The sequence below is a fragment of the Shewanella sp. T24-MNA-CIBAN-0130 genome (assembly GCF_040310185.1).
GTDB lineage: Bacteria > Pseudomonadota > Gammaproteobacteria > Enterobacterales > Shewanellaceae > Shewanella > Shewanella psychromarinicola.
The window spans coordinates 123,407-143,635 of record NZ_JBEOPP010000006.1 but is presented as its reverse complement, the minus strand read 5'-3'; the positions used below and the strand labels follow the sequence as shown (position 1 = coordinate 143,635).

Here is a 20,229-nt window from a genome sequence, read left to right as displayed (position 1 = left end):
TTGTTATGCCTTTTGCAGTGTCGTTAACTCCCCCTCAAATTGCAGCTCTGATTGCTGTCGCGTTCCTTGCCTTTTTAATTGGCGCCCTCATCAATCAACGATTAACTCGTAAACGATGGGAGCAGCTAAAACTTCAACATGAACAACAAACACTTCAACAACTTAATGAAGTGCATATTGAGATGTCGAGGTTACAAGATAAGCTCGATGATAAAATCGATCACAGTAATCATCTGCAACATAAGATAGAAGAACTGATTGCTCAACTGTCTCGCGCAGAAACCAAAGCCGATCGGGTTAATGTCGTCGAGCAACAAATGGTCGATAGCCAGCATCGTTTAATGGAATCCCAACTCAATTTAGCCAAGTCGAACGCTGTGCAACAAACCATTTTGGTCAAAGCAGAAACAGAGCAAAAGTCATTACAAGATAAAATTGTTCTACTCGAGTCAGCAGAAGAGCGCCTTAAACTGCAATTTGAAAACCTGGCCAATCGAATTTTTGAAGAGCGCAGTGAAAGCTTTAAACAACAAAATGTCTCACAAATAGACGGCGTAATCGGGCCGTTAAAGCAGCAATTAGAAGGCTTCAGACGTCAAATTCAAGAGTCATATACTCATGAACAATCTGAACGTAGCGCGTTAAAACATCAATTAGATAATTTACGTGATCTTAATTTAAAAATGAGCCAAGACGCCATTAACCTGACTAATGCACTTAAAGGTGACAACAAGCAGCAAGGTAATTGGGGCGAAGTCATTTTAGATCGCGTATTACAAGAAAGTGGTTTGCGCGAAGGCCATGAGTACCAAACACAACAAGATTTAAAAGACGACAATGGTAAGCGCTTTAAACCCGATGTTATCGTGCATTTACCCGAGCAAAAAGACGTAGTGATCGATGCAAAAATGTCGCTAGTCAGCTATGAACGTTACTTTAATAGCGAAGATAAAGACATTCGAGATCAAGCCATAAAAGAACACGCACTGTCGATTAGGCAGCACATTAAAGGCCTAAGCCAAAAAGATTATCATAAGCTGCACGGCCTCAAGAGTTTGGACTATGTGCTTATGTTTATCCCAATTGAGCCCGCCTTTTTACTGGCCATTGAATACGATCCAAGCTTAGTCAATTTCGCGCTTGAACAAAATATTATGCTCGTCAGTCCTACCAATTTACTGGTGGCCTTACGCACTATCAATAATATATGGCGTTATGAATATCAAAATCAAAATGCACAAAATATTGCCAAGCAAGCAAGCCGCATTTATGACAAATTATGTGGTTATCTTGAAGATATGGAAAAGCTCGGTCGCGCCTTAGATACGGCAGATAAAAGCTATCAAAGTGCCATGGCAAAATTATCGTCAGGCAAAGGCAATGTCATTAGACAAGCGCATCAGATGCAGCAATTTGGAGTCGACACCAGCAAACAGTTAGACAAACAATTGCTTAACCGTGCACTAGATGAGTCAGCCGAAACCCATCAACAAAATATTTAACGGCTAGCAGGAGTAATTATTAATCTTTATTTAATCAACAAGCCTAATAGTGACAAAACACGTACAACAAACTCTTAACGCAAACACTTATCACAAACACTTATCACAAACACTTAGTAGCAAATGAAATACTGAGGCGGAGATTCACATTTAAATGCGTAACACTTGGGCAAACACTTTTATTACTGGCGCATTATTACTCTGTACATCATTGGCCTTTTTCGGCCAAGCTCATGCATTGACATCGCAACAGCAAAACTATCTCGATGCTCGTCAAGCACTGGATAACAATCAACTCGACAAGTATCAAGCATTACGTCAAAAATTAGCCGATTATCCGTTAACGGTTTACCTCGATTACCACGCTAATATCGATAGCATAGTGCGATCTTCTGGGCAAACGGCACTGAATTCAATTAACCAATTTGATACCACCCCGTTATACAATAACGCCCGTTATCGATACCTGCTCCATGCGGGGAACAAACAACATTGGCAAGACTTTCTGGTGATATCCCCAGACACGCCTAATGATGTACGTCTACAGTGTTATTATTACCAAGCACAACTTGATGCAGGTAATAACACTATGGCATACAAGGGGATAGAACGTTTATGGGTTCATGGTTACTCACGTCCAAAAGAATGTGATGCCGTGATTAACCAATGGACTAAAGCGGGCTACCGCACACAAGAACTCCTCTGGGCCCGTATGCTGCTGAGTTTTAATGCAGGGCAATCTAGTTTGCTGAGTTATTTATCGCAAAAAGTCACCCAACATGATGACGAAGCCAAGTTATTATTGTCTGTTTATCGCGATCCCAATCGTTTGCGTCATATGAAAAAATTTGCCAGTTCTAAACCGATCATAGGTGATATTGTCGATGCCGGATTGCGTAAACTGGCACTCAAAGATTTACATCAAGCGATTAAATTATATGTTAAATACCAAAAAACCAATCGTTTCACCGACGTTGAAGGGCGCCAACTTAATCGCTATTTAGTCCGCCGAGCATTAATTAAGCAAGATGAAAAACTGGTGTCACACATTGATACCATGCTGCCCTTAATTAAATCTGATGACCTATACGAAATTCGCTTACGTTGGGCCATTGGTGAGCAAGACTTTACTACCGTAGAGAAGTATTTAGCCTTGCTGAGCGATCAAGGTAAAGCCGATCCGCGCTGGCAATATTGGCAAGCTAAGATGACCTCTCGCCACGACAAAACAGCGGCGATAAAATTACAGTCAAGCTTAAGTGGCCAACGTAATTTTTACGGTTTTAATGCCGCTGAAGCCTTAGGTAAACCTCTGGCGATGAATGATGATAATTTGGCACCCAACCCCGAGTTGCAAGCCAGGTTACACCAAGACCCAGGGCTTGCTCGCGTGATTGAATTAATGGCCTTAGATAAACAGATTGATGCCCGTAACGAATGGCTCTATTTAATGCGCCGCCACAACAGCGAAATGAAGGCACAATATGGCCTATTGGCCTTAAATAACGGCTGGCATGCTTTTAGTGTCGAATCGAGCATTCAAGGGCAATTATGGAATTCATTAGCCTTACGTTTTCCTAAAGCCGCCAATGATGAATTTGTCAAAGCCAGTAAAAAGTTCACGGTAAACATTGACGAGATCCGGGCGATTTCTCGTCGAGAAAGTGCATTCTATCCTTATGCGACTTCAGGTGTGGGTGCCAGGGGGTTAATGCAATTAATGCCCGCCACCGCCAAGCAAACCGCTACAAAGAACAAAATACGATTTAATGGCATAAAAGACCTGTACGACCCTAAAGTGAACATTATGTTGGGCAGTGCGTATTACAGTGAATTACTTAAACAGTTTGATCAAAATAGGGTGCTCGCAACGGCAGCTTATAATGCCGGTCCCGGGAGTGTTCGACGCTGGTTAAAAGTCTCTAAAGGAAGCTTAGATGTGATGAGCTTTATTGAAACAATTCCATACACTGAAACCCGTGAATATGTGCAAGCGGTGCTCAGTTACAGAATGATTTTTCAACACAAAGATAATCCAAGTTTGGGGATGTTTAGCTCAAAAGAGTTCAGCCATCGTTATTAATAATGACCAGTTTACTCGTCGTTAGTAATAATAGCCGCCACAACGTGGCGGCTATTATTACTTAACACAAGTCGCAGGGGTAACGTATGATCACCATTCTCCGCTGACTCAATAATTGTTGATAATCATTTGCGATTTAACCCATTACGCTTATGCTGATCCGGTAACGAGAAACCATAACGCTAAGCGATAACGACAAACCATCACTAGATACAGTAATCGATAATCAATAATCAATAATCAATAATCAATAATCAACCGATAATGGTTCATGACTAAAAGTTGGAGTTTTCGTGTCGCAATCAAATATCCAAACATTACTCAATCAACTGAGCCAAGTTTTGCTAGGTAAACCTGAGCAAATCAAACTTGCCGTCGCTTGTATCCTCGCCAAAGGTCACTTACTGATTGAAGATTTACCTGGCATGGGTAAAACCAGTTTATCCCAAGGCATTGCCAGCAGTTTAGGCATGAGTTATCAGCGGATCCAATTTACCAGTGATATGTTACCTGCTGATATTCTTGGAGTATCCATCTACAGTAAAGAGCAACAACAGTTTATATTTCACAAAGGCCCGGTGTTTAATCAAATGTTACTGGCTGATGAAATTAACCGCGCTAGCCCTAAAACCCAAAGTGCTTTACTCGAAGCCATGGCAGAACAACAAATTACCATTGATGGGATCACCCACCCACTTAGCTCACCGTTTTTTGTTATTGCGACCCAAAATCCGGTTGATCAAGCGGGTACTTTCCCTTTACCCGAGTCGCAACTTGACCGGTTTATGATGCGGATCTCCATCGGCTATCCCAGCGCCGAAGCCGAGTTAGCCATGTTAAAGTCGCACACCCAAGCCAGTAAACCGGCATCATTATCGCAATGTTTAACCCCGCAAGAGCTGATGTTGTTGCAACAACAAGTGGCCCAAGTGTCAGCTTCTGATGCGGTACTTAATTATTTAATTGCCTTGGTGGATTTTTCTCGTCAACACAATACCGCCAACGGTTTATCGCCACGAGCCAGTATTGCCCTATTACAAGCAGCCAAAGCATGGGCCTTTATTCATCAGCGCCAGTACGTGGTACCCGAAGATATTCAGGCGGTATTTGCCTCGGTTGCCGAACATCGCATTCGCAGCAGTAGTCAATTTCAAGGCCAAGCTTTGTCTGACACCATACTCGCCAGCGTCAACCCCATACGTTAACGGTACTGGCTCTCATGGCTAAATCGACAACAGCAAAAAAGCATGCTTCACCACATGATGCTAGTGGCGCGTTCAAGCCATCTCGATTAAGTCGCCTAACACCCTCATGGTTGACACAACGCTGGTCAAGATGGATAAGTAAACGTCTGCCACCGCAAAAACAAGTTACCCTCAGCCATAAAGGCATTTTTATCTTACCCAGTGGTTTTGGTCTGTTTTGGCTTGGATTGATCGTCTTACTGTATTTATTTGGCACCAATTATCAAAACAACTTAGTGATTGGCTTAAGCTTATTACTCGCCAGTGTGTTCCATACCTGCATTATTTACAGTTACAAAAATTTAGCAGGATTAACCTTCAAGGCCGTCACGCCGCCACATGCCTACGCTGATGACAGTATGCCATTCCCGATCATGTTAACCGGCCATACTCGACAAGATAATCCCGATACCACCCACCAGCAGATTTGCTTGCAATTTAGCCATCAGCGCCATGCTCGCGTGAAGAGAATGCAAGAACAAACCATTGCAACCGTAGTGTTTGAACACACCAAACGCGGTCGATTAAATCCGGGACGGATCAAAGTCTCATCGTACTTCCCGTTAGGATTATGCCGCGCCTGGTCCTATGTCGACTTAGACATTCATCATGTTATTTTCGCCAAACCAGAAGTGTGTGATATCAAACTGGCAAGCCACATCAGCGACAATGACACACAATATGAACACGGCAAATTGCATCCAGGCGTTGACGACTACAAAGGCTTACGCAGCTATATTCCAGGCGAATCACTCAAACAAGTCGCGTGGAAACAATGGGCTCAAGACAAAGGGATGTTAACCAAAGAATTTGCTGAACCTGAAGGGCTACCTGTGTGGTTAACATTAGCCAATACGTCGGGGAATAACATTGAACACAAGCTCAGTAAATTAGCATGGCAAGTTGATAAGCTAAGCCAATCCCAACAAATATTTGGCTTAATACTGGATGAACATATCATCAACCAGCAAACAGGCGAAGCACACCGAGTGGCCTGCCAAACAGCCATTGGGACTTATCATTTACCCACGAATATGAATCCAGATTTTAGTCCAAGTCATGTGACAAAGTCGTCAGTAGGTGAGCCATTATGACCGATAACTTTGATACTATTATTAGTCGTAATACCTTATTTTGGTTATTAATCACCAATGTCGCCATCCTCAGTCCCTTGCATGAACAAGCTACGTTATGGAGTCTTGGCATTTGTGCCATTTGCTTTATTTGGCGAGTCGGGATTTTTCTCGGTAAAGTGGCCGCACCACCCAAAATACTGGTGACCTCCTTAGCTATTGGCGCCGCCATTACTCTCGCATTGGTGTCCAGTGAAATAGGGTTACTCAATGCGCTGGTTAACTTATTAATCCTAGGTTATGCGTTAAAATACATTGAAATGCGGGAACTCCGAGACGTTAAAGCCATTGTCTTAGTGGGCTATTTTCTAATCGCGCTGACCTTGCTTGATCAGCAAAGCATGCTTAATACCTTGCACTTGTTGGCGGTAACAGTACTCAATACCGGGGTGTTAATCAGTGTTTACCAGGATAAGTCGAATAAAGCCGCCAACCTCAGTTTTAGCCTTAAATTGGTGCTGCAGAGTTTGCCATTAGCCATCTTGCTATTTGTGGTATTTCCACGGTTAAGCCCACTGTGGTTAGTACCGAACATGAAAGCCGCCACAACGGGTTTATCCGATGAAGTCTCCTTTGGTGACATTAGCAAGTTAACCCGCTCTGCTGAATTAGCTTTTCGAGCCGGTTTTGAAAACCCAGACGGCAGTACCTTAGGTCCGGCCAATAAAGATCTCTACTGGCGCACCTTGGTGATGGAAAATTATGATGGCAAAACCTGGCGCCAAGACCCCAGTATTCAGCAGGTACAGCATCAGGCCTATTTTCAACAGCCCGAACGTCAAGCACCTAGCGCTAATGATATGAGTAGGAAAATTAACTATGTGGTCATTAGCGAACCCAGTCATCAAAAATGGTTGTATGGTTTAGATGAAGCGTTTAGCGAAAATGATCTCGTGGTTGAATTAGCAGATTATCGTTTGTTTTCATTAAGACCTGTCGATCAACGTATGAGTTATCGGGTGACGTCATATCCAGATCTCATTATGGACCCCAAACTCGACCGCAATACCAAACTGATAAACCTCACGTTGCCGTCCAATAGCAACCCGAAAACACGCAAACTCGGCTTACAATTTGCCAAAGATTATCCCGACCCACAGGCGCGCATCAATGCCATGATGAATTACTTTGCCGTGCAAGCCTATTACTACACGTTAAGTCCACCCAGTGTCGGTGAGCAGCAAATAGATGATTTTATGTTTGAAAACCGGGCCGGATTTTGTGCCCATTACGCCTCTGCAATGGTATTTATGGCGCGCGCTAGTGGTATTCCAACTAGGATGGTAACGGGTTATCAAGGCGGCGAGTACAATGCTAAAGCGGGTTACTATAGCGTTTATCAATACATGGCCCATGCTTGGACCGAAGTCTGGTTTGAAGGCCTAGGTTGGCAACGCTTTGATCCTACCGCGATGATCGCACCGCAACGAATACTCGATGGTTTTGATGCCACCTTTGACAGCCAAAGCAGCTACTTACAAGACAGTCCTTTTAGTTCTCTGCACATGAAGCAATACCCATGGTTAAACGAGTTGCGTCAACAGCTTGCCAGTGTCGATTATTATTGGAGCGTGTGGGTGCTAGGCTTTGACGAACAACGAAAACAGCAAGTGTTAGCAAGATTATTGGGTGATGTGAGTAGCAGTAAAATCGCTTTATTGATGATTTTCAGCTTTATGATCATCGCGCTGATGATTGCTTACTACGCGGGGTTATTCAATGTTGACCGCCAACAAGACCCGCTTAATAAACGTTATCAGATCATTTGTCAGCGCTTAGCTCAAAAAGGCATCGCCCGCCAACAAGGCCAAGCCCCGTCTGATTACGCCGCAGCGGTTAACGCACATTTAAGCGCCCTATCACCTCAGATAGCCTCTGACTTTACAGCCTTAAGCAATGCCTTTGTGGCACTTAAATATCAACCGCTCACGGTGCAACAAGCACAGCAACGGCAGCAACAATTTAAGCAGTTATACCGTCGATTACGGCTGCGACTTCTGCGCCGCTGATGTTGGGCACAACATCAGCAATCATTCTGATTATTAACGGTTTTGATTGATGAATTCAGACAGAGTCCATAGAATGAATTAATCTCAAATTAGCGGGTTGCCCATGCTTACTTTAATTCAATCTAATCAGATGGAAGTGTTATCTGAACAACTGGCCAAACTATTGGCCATTCCCTTAGATAACGTCAGTTTATTAGCCAGTGAGCATGTGTTAGTACAAAGCCCGGGAATGTCGACTTGGCTACGCTTAGAGATTGCTAAACACAATGGTATCGCTGCCGCATTATCGTTCCCTTTGCCATCAAGTTTTACCTGGCAGTTGTGCCATGACTTGCTGCCTAATGTGCCAAAAGATAACGCCTTTACCAAAGCCGCCATGACGTGGAAATTGATGGACTTATTACCCAGTCTGTTAGATAACCCTGATTTTAGTCCGCTAAAACAATACTTATCACCGCAAGTAGATACCACAATAGATGCATCAACTGATGTTGCTGATACAGATGTAGGTGTAGACGCGAATACTGATACCGATGTTCATACAGCAAATACCCACGCCTTATTGCAACTCAATCAGTCACATGACGCGATTAAGCTGTTTCAATTGTGTGGCCGTATTGCCGATATTTTTGACCAATACTTAGTCTATCGCCCCGAGTGGATTTTAGCGTGGGAGCAAAACCAGCCATTATCGAGCCTAGACAATCGCCTTACATTAGATGAAAACCAACAATGGCAACCGATCCTGTGGCGGGCATTAATCGACTATAACCAACACCATTTACACGCCAGCCATTATCATCGCGCCAATTTGCATGCCGACTTAATCGCAACCTTAGCCAATCCAGACACTGACTTATCCATGCTACCCGCACGATTATACGTGTTTGGTATTTCCTCCATGCCGCCGCAAACGCTGGATGTCTTGTACCACTTGGCCAGTCGTATTGACGTTATTATGTTATCACTCAGCCCTTGCCAGCATTATTGGGGCGACATTATTGAACCTAAAACCCGCGCTCGCATGGCACTGCAATACGCCAACAAAAAACAACTCGACCAAGACTGGGAAGACAAGCTAGAAGTGGGTAACCCGATATTGGCCAATAATGGTCAAATGGGCCGTGAACTGCTCGATTTAATGCTTGGCCTACCGCCAGAACATACCGACTTTGGTTACGATTGTTATGTGGAACCCGAGCCCAACAACCTGCTGCACGGGGTGCAATACGATATCCTACAAATGGAAACTCTTGGCCAGCCATTAGGGCCAAATGCAGATTTATACCAAGATATTCATGCTCGCCGTGAATTATTACCCAGCGATGATTCGATTACGCTGCGCAGTTGCCACAGTGCCCTGCGAGAAGTAGAAACCTTACATGATCACCTTTTAGCGTTACTGTCTAACAATAGTGAATTAACCCCGAAAGACATCGTGATCATGATGCCCGATGTGGCCGCTTATGCCCCCTATATTGATGCGGTATTTGGCACCGCCAACAGTCAGTATTTTGCCGATAAAAACCCGCAAAAAGGCGACTACTATATTCCCTATGCCATTGCCGACCGAGGCGCGGCGCAAGAGTCACCATTAATTAATAGCTTTTTAAGCCTGTTAAACATCAATCAAAGTCGCTTTGGCCTAACGGACATTATCGGTATTTTAGAAGTGCCAGCCATTTTGCGCCGCTTCCAACTCGATGATGACGAATTGTCATTGATCCGCCGCTGGTTAGATGATGCCAATGTGCGTTGGGGACGCAGTGAACAAACTCGCAGCCAATTAGGCGTGCAACCTTTTGCACAAAACTCATGGGCATTTGGCATTAAGCGTTTAATCCTAGGTTACGCCTTTAACGACGAGGCCGACATTTACCGCGACACCTTAATGGTACAAGGCATTGAAGGTCAGTCATCACAGGCATTAGGTAAACTGCTCAACTTTTTAGAAACCATTGACCGCTATTTTACGTTATTTGCCAGCGACTTCAGTACAACTGAACGCCTCGAGCAATTACAGCAGTTACTAGCCGATTGTTACGACACCGACGATGATGAACGCGAGCAGATTCAAGCCATTCGCGACGCCTTGGTTACCCTCGACACCGAACTTGACAGTGCCGGTCATCAAGGCCAAGTGAATATCGAAGTGTTGAAACAATGGTTTAATCAACGCTTAACGGAATCCCGAGTCGGCCAACGTTATCTTGCCGGCAGCGTCAATTTTTGTACTTTAATGCCCATGCGCTCTATTCCCTTTAAGGTGGTGTGTTTGCTGGGCATGAATGACGGCGTCTATCCACGGGTACAACATCCTGTCGGGTTTGATTTAATGGCCCATTTTGGCCCTAAAAAAGGTGACCGTTCGCGCCGATTAGACGACCGATACCTGTTTTTAGAGGCGTTATTGTCAGCCAGAGAGCAACTGTATATTAGTTATATTGGCCACAGTGAACGCGATAACGCTGAGCGTATTGCGTCGATGTTAGTCTCTGAGTTAGTGGAATATTGCCAACTAAGCTACCTGCCGCAAAAAATGGTGCAGCAGCTTGAACAGCAAGCTGATATCAACCTTGATGACGCCGACAAAGCCGTATTAACCCAGCTCATTCAAGCACAACCATTACAACCTTTTGACGCTAAACTGTTTCGCGACACACAACAAACTGTCGATAGCTTAAGCAAATTACAACACAGTTTTAATGCCCAATGGTGCCCGCCACCAGCCAATGCGACCATCAATAATCACTTTTTCCAGCAAGCATTACCTTTATCGGTCGAACAAGCCGATGAGGTATTTGCCCACACTCAAATCAATAGTGAAGGGATTAAAGTGGTCGAGCTTGAGTTATCGTCATTAATCCGTTTTTATCGTAATCCGGCGCAATTTTTCTTTAACCGCAGTTTAAAAGTGGATTTGTCGCTCAATATTCAAGCCGATGACAACGACGAACCCTTCAGCTTAAATGCACTCGAGCGCTATTTACTGCAATCAAGAATGCTCGACAATGCCATTGAACACCAACTCGACAGCCCTGATAATGAGTTGCTCAGCAAGCTCAAAACCAGTGGTGAACTGCCGATGGCGCCGTTTGATGACTTGTTAATCAGCCAATATTTACGCGATATATCGCCATTGATTAATCGGGTGCAGTTTTTACAAGATCAACAAGCCATGCACACTTTACATGTGGATGTTAACTTTGATCTACTGGTGCAGGATTTACCAGCACAAGAGCATGCACCAAAGGTGCGAGTGAATCTTGCCGGGCGTATTGACGATATTTTGCCTAAAGGTTTAGTTAATTACCGCCCAGGCACAGCCCACGGACGGGATTTTATTCGAGTATACTTACGCCATTTGTGCATCAATGCTATGGCCAATTCGTCAACGTCGGGCTTAGGTAAAAATCAATTTAGTTACCTACTCGACATTGGTCATTTTCATGCCTTTGCACCAATTACTGCCGAGCAAGCCAAAGCGCAATTGATGCGCTTTATCACTGGTTTTATTCAAGGCCAAGCTCAACCCTTGTGTTTTATGCCTAAAACAGCTTTTACCTATGTTGAAACCGAAGGCGATCATGATGAAAAGCTGCTCAAAGCCCAGCAAAAATGGGATGATGGCCAAAATAAATTTGGTGAAGGCCACGATCCACATAACCAGCGGTTATTTCATTTCCCAGACGACTTTGGTGAAGCGACATTTGGCGCGTTAGCCAACCAATTGCTGCAGCCCATGTTAAGCCAATATCACAAAGATAAACTGGCGGAATTAGAACCCTTTGTCAGTGGCACAGCGGTAGACATTCAAGCGCAATTCATTTCCAGCGCAGCCCAACAAGGAGCGCAATAATGGAGCCTATTAACGTCGCACCGCTAAATGCCCTCACCTTACCTTTTAACGGCTCCAGCTTAATTGAAGCCAGTGCGGGTACCGGCAAAACCTATACTATTTCAGGTTTATATTTACGCTTGTTACTCGGTCACGGTGAGCAATCGCCGTTAAGTTGTGAGCAAATTTTGGTAGTCACCTTCACCAACGCCGCCACCGAAGAGCTGCGAGACCGTATTCGCAAACGGATTAACTTAGCGTTTAAGCGTTTTTTAGGCTTAGCCGTTAATGATGACTTTATTGAACAACTTTACCAAGACACCTCAGAGGCTCAGCGCCCAATAGCCTTAAGACGCTTAGATTTAGCCTTAAAGTCGTTAGATGAAGCGGCTATTTTCACCATTCATGCCTTTTGCCAACGGGTGTTGTCCGACATGGCATTTGAATCATCATTGTTATTTGAGTCAGAGTTTACTCTCGATGACAGTGAGTTTTTACACCATGCGGTGCGCGATTTCTGGCGTGAAGTCTGTTATCCATTGCCACCCTTTTTGGCCCAAGCCATTAGTGATGTGTTTGCAGAACCCGATGTTTTAGCCCAAAAGCTGCGACCATTATTAGGTGCCAGCCAAGCTGTGCTATCAAAACAACCACCAGCCTTTGAAAAACTGCAACAACAGCTAAGCCAAAGCATCAGCCGCTTTACCTTACTTTGGCAAAGCCTGCACGACAACACGCTGGAATTATTACAATCGTTACCCTTAAACGGCCAACGTTTTGGTAAAGCCGCCGACGGCTACCCTAAGCTTAGCCAACTGTTTGACAGCGTGACTAACTGGGTTAAATTTGGCCAGGGATTACCGCCATTAAAAGCGCTTGAACAGTTAGCATTGTCCGAGCTAAAGCTCAACAAAGGTGGCGTGATCCCGACGGCAACTGAAGCGCCATTACTGGATCATATTGAGCGTTTACTGGAACTGATTAACGAGCTGATCCCGTCGTTTTTAGTGCGTGCCCGTGAGGGAATACGTCAGCGTTTTGCCGGCCAAAAACAGCAACGCAACTTAATGACCCCAGATGATCTGTTGCTCAGCTTAGCCATGGCGCTAAGCCAAAATCCAATCACCCTCGCCCATGCCATTGCTAAGCGGTTTCCGGTGGCGTTAATTGATGAATTCCAAGACACCGACCCACTGCAATTTACTATTTTCAATCAGGTGTATCAGCAGCCGTTAGCCTCACAACTTGAGTTAACCCCAGATACGTCTGCTAAGGCTCAACAAAATGATACGCCTAAAGGTCACTTAAGCTTATTAATGATTGGCGATCCCAAACAGGCTATTTATGCTTTTCGTGGCGCTGACATTTATACCTATATTGCCGCGCGCCAACAAACTCAAGCGCATTATAATCTTGATACTAATTACCGCTCATCGACTCAGTTAGTTAATGGGGTTAATCAGTTATTCAGCCAACATGACGATCCTTTTATTAGCCAAGCCATTCCTTATGATAGTGTCAAAACACCCTCATCGGCGGCCAATAAACACCTTAGCGAAGCTAAGCCAAATCCCGCAGCTCTGCGGATCCGCTTATTAGCAGAAGACGATGTTAACGGCCTAAATAAAACCACCGCAAGGCAGCGCTTAGCCGCTGATGCGGCCAGTGAAATAAAGCGCTTACTCACCGAAGCACAACAAGGGTTATGTAAAGTCCATGCAAGCCTAGATCATCCAGGCGAGCCGTTAATCGCTAAAGATATTGCTATATTAGTGCGCGACCGTAATGAAGCCGCAGTAATGAAAGCCGCGTTATCAGCCCGTAAAATTGGCGCAGTATTTTTAAGCCGGGACAGTGTATTTAACACCATTGAAGCCCGTGAAATGGCGATTCTACTGTACGCATTAGCCACGCCCAAAGATGAACGCGCTATCCGCGCCGCACTCGCCACCGAACTGGTCGGTTTTAATGCCCAACGCATTCATCAATTTAATCAGAATGAAGAGCAACGTCAGCACGTATTAGATCAATTTCTACATTGGCATCAGTTGTGGCAACAGCGCGGCGTAATGCCAGCGCTGCTTAACTTTGCCAGCGAAACCCAACTGATCCACCGCTATTTGTCGCAATCATTAACCTCCGAGGCCATCGATGTTGATGACCATTACATTAGCATTGACAGTAACTTCAATGATGCTGATGAAGACAACTCAGCAGATTTAAAAGCATCGGGTGAAAGACGCTTAACCGACTTTAGGCATTTAGCCGAATTACTGCAGCAAAAAGCCACTGAACTCGATGGCAGCAGCGCGCTTATTAACTGGTACGAGCAACAACTGATTGGTAACAATGGTGGTGATGAGCAGCAACTGCGCTTAGAAAGCGAACAGAACTTGGTGCAAATTGTCACCATTCATAAGAGTAAGGGCCTAGAGTATCCAGTGTGCTTTGTGCCGTTTGTCAGCTTAGCCCGTGGCAATAAAAAACGCCCAGCACCGATGATGTACCATAAAAATGAGCAGCTTATTTGGGATGTCGACGCCACCGACGAAGGCTGGGAGCAACTGAAACAAGAAACCCTCGCCGAAGATTTACGCCTGCTGTATGTGGCGTTAACTCGACCGGTTTACGTGTGTTATGTGTATATTGCCAACCAAAGCCGCCAGTTAAAGGCTGGGATCAGCAGCCAGTTGCATGAAACCGGTATCGGTTATTTATTGGGTATTACCGACAAGAAAACTGACTTTGCCCTTATTCAAGCCAGAGTGAATGCGATTGCGACCTTACCGGCGATGAGTGTGCAATGTTTAACCAGCGATATTGACGATTCAGTACTCGCAGATATCAATGATAATAATGACGCCTTAATGGCCAAAAAAGTGACTCGAGCAAAGAGCCTAGCTTGGCGGGTCGGCAGTTATTCAGGCTTAGTCAAACATTTGCCACATGAAAGAGTCGCGCCCGGCGCCGATGATGAAGATTTCAGTGATGAGTTAATTCAATTACAGTTGCAAGATGACGTTATCACCGAACCGGTACTGGATCGCTTTAGTTTCGAGCGTGGCGCCAATGCCGGTAGTTTTATGCATCTAGTGTTAGAACTGTTTGATTTCACTCTAGCCGACAGCGAACTGCCACCAGCACTGGCTAAAGCCATGAAACAATATGGTTTTGATGAAACCCTTTGGCAACAACCGTTAACCACTTGGTATCAGCAAATATTAACCGCGCCACTATTTATTCCGCCATCGTTTTCCGCGCCATTAATTACCGCGTCAGCGTCAGAGGATGCGTCACTGTCTGTTGTCGATAATAGCCAAGATCAACCCACTTCGGCGGTGACATTGAGCCAATTAGGCATGCAGCAAAAAATGGTCGAAATGGAGTTCTACTTACCGATTTCAACCTTACCGGCAGCGAAACTAAATCACCTTTTGCAGCAGCACGGTTATGTCGGCGGACTCGACTTTGACACCTTAAAAGGCATGCTAAAAGGCTTTATCGATTTAACCTTTGAACACCAAGGACAATTTTATATTGCCGATTATAAGTCCAATCATTTGGGTGATAAATATAGCGATTACACTCACTCGGCAATGGCTAAAGCCATTGATAGTCATCGCTACAATTTACAATACATCCTCTATACCTTGGCGCTGCATCGCTACTTGTCGCTCAGATTACCAGACTATAATTATCAGCAGCATATTGGCGGCTGTTATTATCTGTTTTTACGCGGTATGCATCCACAGCACCCAGGTGCTGGAGTATTTTACGACAAACCACCGCAAGCATTAATCGAACAACTCGACCGCTTATTTTCAGATCAGACAGACAATCGAGCCCCGGAGACATCATCATGTTAATGCTCAGCCACCCGATCACGCAGTTACTCGACCTTTGGCAACAGCAGCGACTCATTACTGCGCTCGATAGGCATTTTGCGCTAGAGCTGGCCAACATTGAAACCATCAATAACGACCCAAGCATTACCGAAGCACAATCGCAGCTGTTTTTACTCATTTGCGCCTTGCTCAGCCAGCAATTGTCTAATCAGCACAGTTGTTTAGTCGTTGATCAAATTGATTTAGGCAACCCCATGGCAGAAGATAGCCATCGTCACGCTGAGATCAATTGCGCTATCAAACTCAACCATCAACAATTGATTGAGCAAATATGTTTATTCGACGCTGTAGGTCAGCCGGGCGATAACACCCCGATGATTTTTGAGCATGGGCGCTTATATTTAAACAAGTACCATTTCTTTGAAACTCAAGTGGCCGCTAAGTTAACCCAACTGGCCAATCAACCGATTGACATCAACGTTAATAACAGCACCGTCGATAACACCAACCTGCCGCAACTGATCGAGTGCTTATTTACCGCAGAAAACAGCCATAACAGTCAATTTAACTGGCAAAAAATCGCCACTGCCACTGCATTAGTCAAGGCATTAGCGGTGATCACTGGCGGCCCGGGAACCGGTAAAACCACCACAGTGACTAAATTATTACTGTTACTGTTGACCCAATCGGCGCTAACAATCCGTTTGGTCGCGCCCACAGGCAAAGCAGCAGCAAGGCTGAGTGAGTCTATCAAGGCGTCAAAACAGCGTTTATTGCAAGAGCTAACCCAAGTCACCTACCCAGCATTGGCGAAGATATTAATCGATTCGCTAAAACAAATTCCAGAAGACGCCTCAACATTGCATCGATTACTGGGAGTGATCCCCAACTCGCATCAATTTAGGCATCATCAACATAATCCACTGCGGTTAGATTTATTGGTTGTCGATGAGGCATCAATGGTCGACTTACCTATGATGTATAAACTACTTAGTGCCCTGCCGCCTCATGGCCGCTTGATATTACTAGGCGACCAAGACCAATTAGCATCAGTAGAAGCTGGCGCAGTGTTAGCCGATATTTGTGTTGGCTTAAAACAACATTCTAACCAAGCAAACTCATCACCGTGGTCAATGCGCTACAGCGCAGCGCAAGCCAAACTAATTGAGCAATTAACCCAACAAGATGTTAGCCAGTTTATTGATCCACAACCTAAGATTGGTGATAGTTTATGCATGCTGATGCACAGCCATCGTTTTAAAGGCGATCGGGGGATTGGGCTATTAGCGAGTGCGGTCAATCAATCTAATGTGAATGCAATTCGCCAAGTATGGCTACAAAAACATGCCGAATTAAACTGGTTTGAGCATCAACATAACGCCCTGGGCGATAACAGCGGCAAACAAGCGTTATTGACCTTATCGGTACAAGCTTATGGTGAGTATCTAAGTTTGGTGCAAGAAAATCAGCAAAGGATAAATCAGCAGACGATGTTGGATCAAGCGGATGTACAAGACAGTGTCATAACATTGCCCCATTCAGAACAAACCATCATCGACAGCTTCAATCACTATCGGGTGTTGTGCGCCATGCGCGCGGGTGAGTTTGGTGTCGAAGGGATGAACATCGCCATCACCGACAGCCTTAAACAGACCAAACTGATTAATCCACACCATGAATTCTATTTAGGTCGACCAATCATTATTCAAAGTAACGATTACAACTTAGGCTTATTTAATGGCGATATTGGCTTAATCTTGCAAGACAGCACTAAGCCGAGTCGCTTAATGGCCCACTTTGTGATGGCTGATGGCAGCTTGCTCAAAGTATTACCGGCACGCTTACCGAGCCACGACACTTGCTATGCCATGACAGTACATAAGAGCCAAGGCAGCGAGTTTGATAAGGTCAGTTTTGTGTTACCCCATAAGCCCAGCCCAGCCCAATGGCAGTTACTCAGTAAAGAACTGCTTTACACCGCCATCACCCGCGCAAAGAACCATTTCTATTGTTTAGGCACTAACATGATATTTGAAAAAGCCAGCAAACAAGCCACATCGCGAGCATCGGGGTTAGCTTGGAGATTGTGGGGCTGATTGTGTGGAGAGCGTTTGCGGGAGTAATTTGGGGGAAGAGTAATGCTACAACGCGTGTTGTTGGGCTAACACGCAGGTTTACTATTCAGACTGGGTTTTTCGTCATACAATCAATCTTTGTAGCGGCAAGTCAAACCGAATGACGGATAACAGCACTTAGACCTACAAAAATAATGGTCGACAACTGAATGATTGAACATCGCTAATCGATTTTATATTAAGTTGATTATTCTACTGTTTATTAGTTTTTGTCGGGCTTGGCCACGATTTGACTCAATTTATTCCACTTCTATTAAAAAAGGGGCGATTTCCAACCCCTTTTTTTTCATTTTCTAACGGTTGTAGCTCGGATAAGTGTGGTTTGCAGCAAATCACGTTGATTGATTACTTTCTGCCACCCCCTTGTGTCACTTTTATGCTGGTGGTTGCGGTAACGTCGTTGTTGTTGGGGTTTGCATCATCTGCGCTAGCCACTGTGGCCGTCCAGTTAATGGTAGTAGCATAACCAAGGTCAATAATGAAGATTTGAGTGAACGACTCACTTCTGTTGGCACCTAGATCAGTGAATTCAAAAATCCATGGTGAGCCATTGATAGGGCGTCCATTTGTCTCTTCGGCGCTTACCGTAACGGTACCGGAAGCAGCGTCTGGCCCTGCATTGGCGATGGACACAATAAATTCTCTGCCCTCTTCCATGCCGTCTATCATGCGCACGGGTACCTGTAGACCGGATTCATTACTGATCGATAAGTCATAGGTGATATTGCTCGAGGCCACGCAAGATACAGGGGTGGCATAATCGAGCGGCATCGGCCAGTTGTGCATGAAATTAATCACGGCGCGAGTATCATCAGCTGATTGGGCAAACCCACCGATATTACCGCCAGTGAAACCAGCAGCAATACCCTCTCCAGTAGTTGAATCGGCCATATCGGCAACACAATGCCCATTTTCATCAAAATTATTACAGAACACCGCCTCTAGGATAGAGCCCTTTTTGATGAAGAATCGATCTAAATTATCAGGAGTGACGGCCAAATACTCGAAGAAGCCAAAGCTTGTATCGCCAAGTATATAAGCGGGTCTGGGCAGTGATTTAGTCTCACTTGAGAAGTTTTCTAAGCGAGCATACCTATAATCTCCAAAGTCCAAGAAGACTTTAGTGACAGTTTCCATATTACCTTTTACTTCTTCCCTGTAATCCTCATATAGTTTGCCAAGGATAGTGTCATCCACTTCCGTCAGACCAAATATCTGATTGAGATAGACAATCAGATCCACATTAACTTCGCCAGACTTTCCAGACGCTGTACCGATCCCCCTTGCTGCGGTGTTAAGTACATCAACACCTTCAGGTAAACCAACACCTTCAGGTAAACCAACACCTATGTCACCCGTCAGCATCAGTTGCCTGTAGATAGCTAGATTCTGTATTGGCGAGTCGATAGTGCTGGTCACTACTATTGGCGTAGTCGGATCAATGCCATTTTCGACCGTGTTAGCAACTAAACGTCCGGCGGGATCGAGAGTGACACAATCTGCGGTGGACAAGCTCACAATCACGTCGTCTAATTGAGATTCAAATACTGATGAACCCGATCTAGCAACATTTATACGACCAAAATCAACCTCCTGTGTACAGCCCGTGCATTCAGCGGCGACTGCGCAGGAGTATTGATCGATGCTACTAACAACATCTTTTCCACCTATTTTCACCGCGCAACTCGTTGGACACATAGTATCGAAGTCGTTGGACACATTAAAAGCGATGGGTTGTCTACATAATCCCCCCCAGACCTCTAAACCAGTCTCGGGATCGATTACAAGCTGTGGTTCTGTTGGGATGGGAACACCGTTTTCATCCCGATAGAGAATAACTAGCTCCTTATAGTCAGGTGTATCTCCACTTTCACCGTCACTTCCACCTCCTCCACCGCCCCTTCCACCACTGGGGGCAGCACTGATATTAGCAGTAATGATTAAGCAGGTAATCAGAAGCAGTGCAATGTAACTTTTCAAGGCAAAAATATATTTTTTCATTTTATAACTCCCTGTCATTTAGATGTATAACAACGATTTGCAAAATACGCATTGGTCCAAACTTATAAGATAATTACGTAATAATATTGTTGTTCAGGAATCATCCACTTAGTGCTGTCTGCGACCCAATCAGTTAGCGGTAATTATTAAGAATTCGCTCATACCTCTGAGATTACGGCTAAGTTAAAAATATTTGAATCTTGGCTTATAATTCTCAGAATATAATATTTACCGCACATGATAAGATTAGACTGCGTTAAACCGATAAACTAAAAAATAATACCCCAACTTGCTCAAATATTGACCAAGATCAATTTGTGTCCGGTTCGCAAGCGTATCTTGAAACTAGGGTGAAATCGCGAACGTTTTTTGAACAGTATTAGTTTGTTTAATGAGCTGCCATAGTTCATCAAGTCTTCATAGCTTGAACGATTTCTTG

At 44.6% G+C, this 20,229-nt stretch carries 9 protein-coding genes; 8 read left to right on the top strand and 1 reads right to left on the bottom strand.

Features of this window, described 5'->3' with window-relative positions; genetic code table 11:
* Positions 1 to 5 precede the first annotated feature (5 nt).
* The 8 genes from rmuC (at position 6) to recD (ending at position 17,750) form a co-directional block, all read left to right on the top strand.
* Positions 6 to 1,502: a DNA recombination protein RmuC gene (gene rmuC, locus AAEZ02_RS04265; RefSeq protein ID WP_124014193.1), complete on the top strand. Its 1,497-nt coding sequence runs from the start codon at positions 6 to 8 to the stop codon at positions 1,500 to 1,502.
* Between the two features lie 154 nt (positions 1,503 to 1,656).
* Entirely contained in the window at positions 1,657 to 3,585 is a 1,929-nt protein-coding gene (locus AAEZ02_RS04260; RefSeq protein WP_124014194.1) for a transglycosylase SLT domain-containing protein, read from the top strand.
* Between the two features lie 293 nt (positions 3,586 to 3,878).
* Entirely contained in the window at positions 3,879 to 4,790 is a 912-nt protein-coding gene (locus tag AAEZ02_RS04255; RefSeq protein ID WP_101030369.1) for an AAA family ATPase, read from the top strand.
* 14 nt (positions 4,791 to 4,804) lie between these two features.
* On the top strand, positions 4,805 to 5,923 hold the full coding sequence (locus AAEZ02_RS04250) for a DUF58 domain-containing protein (RefSeq protein ID WP_351074766.1): 1,119 nt from the start codon (positions 4,805 to 4,807) through the stop codon (positions 5,921 to 5,923).
* Complete coding sequence (locus tag AAEZ02_RS04245) at positions 5,920 to 7,971, top strand: transglutaminase TgpA family protein (RefSeq protein ID WP_351074768.1); 2,052 nt, start codon at positions 5,920 to 5,922, stop codon at positions 7,969 to 7,971. Before AAEZ02_RS04250 ends, AAEZ02_RS04245 begins: the two co-directional genes overlap by 4 nt.
* 103 nt (positions 7,972 to 8,074) lie before the next feature.
* Complete coding sequence (gene recC, locus AAEZ02_RS04240; RefSeq protein ID WP_351074770.1) at positions 8,075 to 11,830, top strand: exodeoxyribonuclease V subunit gamma; 3,756 nt, start codon at positions 8,075 to 8,077, stop codon at positions 11,828 to 11,830.
* A complete protein-coding gene (locus AAEZ02_RS04235; protein ID WP_351122076.1) occupies positions 11,830 to 15,675 on the top strand; it encodes a UvrD-helicase domain-containing protein in 3,846 nt (1,281 codons plus the stop codon). Before recC ends, AAEZ02_RS04235 begins: the two co-directional genes overlap by 1 nt.
* A complete protein-coding gene (recD, locus tag AAEZ02_RS04230; protein ID WP_351074774.1) occupies positions 15,669 to 17,750 on the top strand; it encodes an exodeoxyribonuclease V subunit alpha in 2,082 nt (693 codons plus the stop codon). The genes AAEZ02_RS04235 and recD overlap by 7 nt, the downstream gene beginning before the upstream one ends.
* Before the next feature lie 384 nt (positions 17,751 to 18,134).
* Here the strand turns inward: recD and AAEZ02_RS04225 are convergent, their stop codons facing one another.
* Positions 18,135 to 19,466, bottom strand: coding sequence for a hypothetical protein (locus AAEZ02_RS04225; protein ID WP_351088561.1), 1,332 nt, complete (start codon positions 19,464 to 19,466; stop codon positions 18,135 to 18,137).
* Between the last annotated feature and the right edge of the window lie 763 nt (positions 19,467 to 20,229).

What these genes read in the sequence shown, in the direction of transcription:
- recD (WP_351074774.1), top strand. Translation starts at nt 15,669, where the DNA reads ATGTTAATGCTCAGCCACCCGATCACGCAGTTACTCGACCTTTGGCAA.
- recC (WP_351074770.1), top strand. Translation starts at nt 8,075, where the DNA reads ATGCTTACTTTAATTCAATCTAATCAGATGGAAGTGTTATCTGAACAA.
- AAEZ02_RS04245 (WP_351074768.1), top strand. Translation starts at nt 5,920, where the DNA reads ATGACCGATAACTTTGATACTATTATTAGTCGTAATACCTTATTTTGG.
- AAEZ02_RS04260 (WP_124014194.1), top strand. Translation starts at nt 1,657, where the DNA reads ATGCGTAACACTTGGGCAAACACTTTTATTACTGGCGCATTATTACTC.
- AAEZ02_RS04250 (WP_351074766.1), top strand. Translation starts at nt 4,805, where the DNA reads ATGGCTAAATCGACAACAGCAAAAAAGCATGCTTCACCACATGATGCT.
- AAEZ02_RS04235 (WP_351122076.1), top strand. Translation starts at nt 11,830, where the DNA reads ATGGAGCCTATTAACGTCGCACCGCTAAATGCCCTCACCTTACCTTTT.
- rmuC (WP_124014193.1), top strand. Translation starts at nt 6, where the DNA reads ATGCCTTTTGCAGTGTCGTTAACTCCCCCTCAAATTGCAGCTCTGATT.